The sequence below is a fragment of the Mesorhizobium sp. M7A.F.Ca.ET.027.02.1.1 genome, from assembly GCF_004022985.1.
In the GTDB taxonomy this organism is placed as follows: Bacteria; Pseudomonadota; Alphaproteobacteria; order Rhizobiales; family Rhizobiaceae; genus Mesorhizobium.
Window position 1 is genome coordinate 1 of record NZ_RZOL01000560.1, and the last position, 3,082, is coordinate 3,082.

The window sequence follows — 3,082 nt, forward strand, 5'->3', positions numbered from 1 at the left end:
GCCTCACTCATGCGGTAGAGCTCGCGGAACTGGCCGTCGCGCATGCGGTAGCTGGCGCTGCCGGAGGAGGGCAGCAGCCGCGTCGACAGGCAGTTGAGCAATGTCGTCTTGCCGGAGCCGGACTCGCCGACCACAGCCAGGACTTCGCCCGGCCACAGGTCGAAGGAGACGTTGTCGCAGCCGACGCGCGAGCCGTAGAATTTGGAGAGCGCCGAGACGCGCAGCAGCGGTTCGTCGGTCATTGCGCCGGCTCCATTTTTTCCGAGGCAAGATGGTTTTCCGGGGCAAGGTGGCCGTGATAGCCGTCCGCCCGCCGCTTCTCGCAATGATCCGTGTCGGAGCAGACGAACATGTGGCCGCCATGGTCGTCGAGGATGACCTCGTCGAGATAGACATTCTCGGCCGCGCACAGCGCGCAGGGCTGGTCGAAGGTCTGCACCTCGAACGGATGATCCTCGAAGTCGAGGCTGACCACTTCGGTGAAGGGCGGCACCGCATAGATGCGCTTTTCGCGCCCGGCGCCGAACAGCTGCAGCGCCGGCGAGCGGTGCATCTTGGGATTGTCGAATTTCGGCGTCGGCGACGGGTCCATCACATAGCGGCCCTCGACCTTGACCGGATAGGCATAGGTGGTGGCGATGCGGCCGTGTTTGGCGATGTCCTCGTAAAGTTTCACATGCATGAGGCCGTATTCTTCCAGCGCATGCATTTTCCGCGTTTCGGTCTCGCGGGGCTCGAGGAAGCGCAAGGGTTCCGGAATCGGCACCTGGTAGACCAGCACCTGGCCCGCCGTCAGCGGATGCTCGGGAATGCGGTGACGGGTCTGGATGATGGTGGCGCTGGCGGTGTCAGTCGTCACCGCGACGTTGGCGACCTTCTTGAAGAAGGCGCGGATCGAGACAGCATTGGTGGTGTCGTCAGCGCCTTGGTCGATGACCTTCAGCACGTCATCCGGGCCGATGATCGAAGCTGTGACCTGCACACCGCCTGTGCCCCAGCCATAGGGCATCGGCATTTCGCGCGAGGCGAACGGCACCTGATAGCCGGGAATAGCTATGCCCTTGAGGATCGCCCGGCGGATCATCCTCTTGGTCTGTTCGTCGAGATAGGCGAAGTTGTAGGTGGCGATGTCGGTCATGGCGATCACATCCACATTGTGCTATCGAATTGGCGTCCAGGACGCGAAAACAGGGGCGAAATCGGATGACCCAGACCGCTTGGCTGCATATCGGAATTCTGCTGCTGGCGTTCGTCGGCGTGATCGCCTTTATCCTCCGAAGAATGGTTTTTCCCGGAGCCAGGGAAGGCGCGCATGGCGGGAGCATTGGCATCGGCGGCGGCCACAGTGGCGGGCATGGCGACCATTCGCACGACAGCGGTGGCGGTGACGGCGGATCGGGCGACTAGGCTCATTCTGCCGCCTCCTTCTTGTCTTTCAGCATGTCGGCATTTTCGCGGGCGTCGTGTTCGGCGCGCATGCGGCGCACGAGGTCGAGTTCGGCCTGGAAATCGACATAGTGCGGCAGCTTCAGATGCTCGACGAAGCCGGTCGCCTGGACATTGTCGGAGTGTGAGATGACGAACTCCTCGTCCTGGGCAGCGGCGACGACATCCTCGCCGAGCTCCTTCGCGCGCAGCGCCCGGTCGCAGAGCGCCATCGCCATCGCCTTGCGCTCGCTCTGGCCGAAGACGAGGCCATAGCCGCGGGTGAACTGCGGCGGCGCCTTGGCCGAACCCTTGAACTGGTTGACCATCTGGCATTCGGTGACACGGACAGTGCCGAGCGGGACAGCGAAGGGCAGTTCGGGAACGTCGAGCTCGAGCTCGACCTCGCCGATGCGGATCTCGCCGACGAAGGGATGGTTGCGGGCATAGCCGCGCTGGGTGGAATAGCCGAGCGCCAGCAAAAACCCCTCATCGCCGCGCGACAGCGCCTGCAGCCGGATGTCGCGCGCCATTGGGAATTCCAGCGGCTCGCGGGTGATGTCGCCGGGGACATGGTCCTGCGGCATGTCGCCATCCGGTTCGATCAAGCCTTCGCGGGCGAGGATGGCCGAAACGCGCGGCATGGCTTGCGCTTCCGTCTCGCGCAGCAAGGGCTCGGCGACCTCGGCCCCCGCGGCAAGCTCGGGATCGAGCAGTCTGTGCGTGTAGTCGAAGGTGGGCCCGAGCAATTGGCCGCCGGGCAGATCCTTGTAGGTCGCCGACACACGTCGCTCGACCAGCATGGTGGCGGTGTCGATCGGCTTGGAGTAGCCGAAGCGTGGCAGCGTGGTGCGATAGGCGCGCACCAGGAAGATCGCCTCGATCATGTCGCCGCGCGCCTGGACGATGGCTAGGGCGGCCAGCTCCCGATCGTAGAGCGAGCCTTCGCTCATCACCCGGTCGACGCCGAGCGCCAGCTGCTCGACGATCTGGTCGAGGCGAAGCGCCGGCACCGAACGGTCGCCGCGCCGGCGGTCGGCAAGCAGGCTGTGGGCGTTGGCGATTGCGGCTTCGCCACCTTTTACCGCGACATACATCTTACGCCTCCATCGTCTTGATGCGCGTCGTGCGCGGCAGGCAGGCAATGCCGCCTGATGTGACGAGGATGATGTCGACGCCACGCGGAAAGCGCTTGATGTTCTGTTTCCACTGCTCGACGAAATGGCGCGGCATCTGTGCCGGCGCGATCGTGGCGCTGGTTTCGATGCCGGGACCTTCGAGCAACAGCGGCGTGCCGGAGACGAGATCGCCGACTTGCAGGATCAACGTGGTCGAACGGTCGGGATAGTCCTGCGTGCCCTGCGAAAAACCATCAAGCGACATCATCTCGGCCGGGGCCGCGATGAAGGCGAAATGCGCATCGGCCGGTGTGTTGGCCACGGGCGCGCCAGTGTGGAACCCAAGCCAGGATCTGATGGCGGTGGAAGCTTGCAGGGCCTGGTCGAGCCAGAGCGGGGTGTCGTTGTCGCACAGCGCCAGTGCGATGGCGCCGGCGGTCGCCGAGAGCGGCGCCGGCGGGCGGGCGAAGGCCGGCAGCGGCTGCACGCTGCCTGGCCGCGCCATTGCGTCCATGACGGCGCGGAACACGGTCTGGGCG

5 protein-coding genes are annotated in these 3,082 nt (G+C 65.0%); 1 reads left to right on the forward strand and 4 read right to left on the reverse strand.

Features of this window, described 5'->3' with window-relative positions; translation table 11 throughout:
• Window positions 1–242 (reverse strand): ATP-binding cassette domain-containing protein (locus EN749_RS33340; RefSeq protein ID WP_128364760.1); only part of this gene is annotated, 242 nt, incomplete at its 3' end.
• Window positions 239–1,138 (reverse strand): alpha-D-ribose 1-methylphosphonate 5-phosphate C-P-lyase PhnJ, encoded by a 900-nt coding sequence (locus tag EN749_RS33345; protein ID WP_128289253.1) that lies wholly within the window; start codon window positions 1,136–1,138, stop codon window positions 239–241. The genes EN749_RS33340 and EN749_RS33345, both read right to left, overlap by 4 nt.
• A gap of 65 nt (window positions 1,139–1,203) precedes the next feature.
• Here EN749_RS33345 and EN749_RS33350 point away from each other — a divergent pair, with 65 nt between their 5' ends.
• Entirely contained in the window at window positions 1,204–1,407 is a 204-nt protein-coding gene (locus EN749_RS33350; RefSeq protein WP_127382629.1) for a hypothetical protein, read from the forward strand.
• Window positions 1,408–1,409: 2 nt separating this feature from the next.
• Here the strand turns inward: EN749_RS33350 and EN749_RS33355 are convergent, their stop codons facing one another.
• Both EN749_RS33355 and phnH read right to left on the reverse strand, forming a co-directional pair.
• Window positions 1,410–2,522: a carbon-phosphorus lyase complex subunit PhnI gene (locus EN749_RS33355; RefSeq protein ID WP_128364761.1), complete on the reverse strand. Its 1,113-nt coding sequence runs from the start codon at window positions 2,520–2,522 to the stop codon at window positions 1,410–1,412.
• A gap of 1 nt (window position 2,523) precedes the next feature.
• The coding region (gene phnH, locus EN749_RS33360) for a phosphonate C-P lyase system protein PhnH (protein WP_128364762.1) at window positions 2,524–3,082 on the reverse strand (559 nt) is incomplete at its 5' end.

Coding starts and splice junctions, on each gene's coding strand:
- EN749_RS33350 (WP_127382629.1), top strand. CDS start 1,204: ATGACCCAGACCGCTTGGCTGCATATCGGAATTCTGCTGCTGGCGTTC.
- EN749_RS33355 (WP_128364761.1), bottom strand. CDS start 2,522: ATGTATGTCGCGGTAAAAGGTGGCGAAGCCGCAATCGCCAACGCCCAC.
- EN749_RS33345 (WP_128289253.1), bottom strand. CDS start 1,138: ATGACCGACATCGCCACCTACAACTTCGCCTATCTCGACGAACAGACC.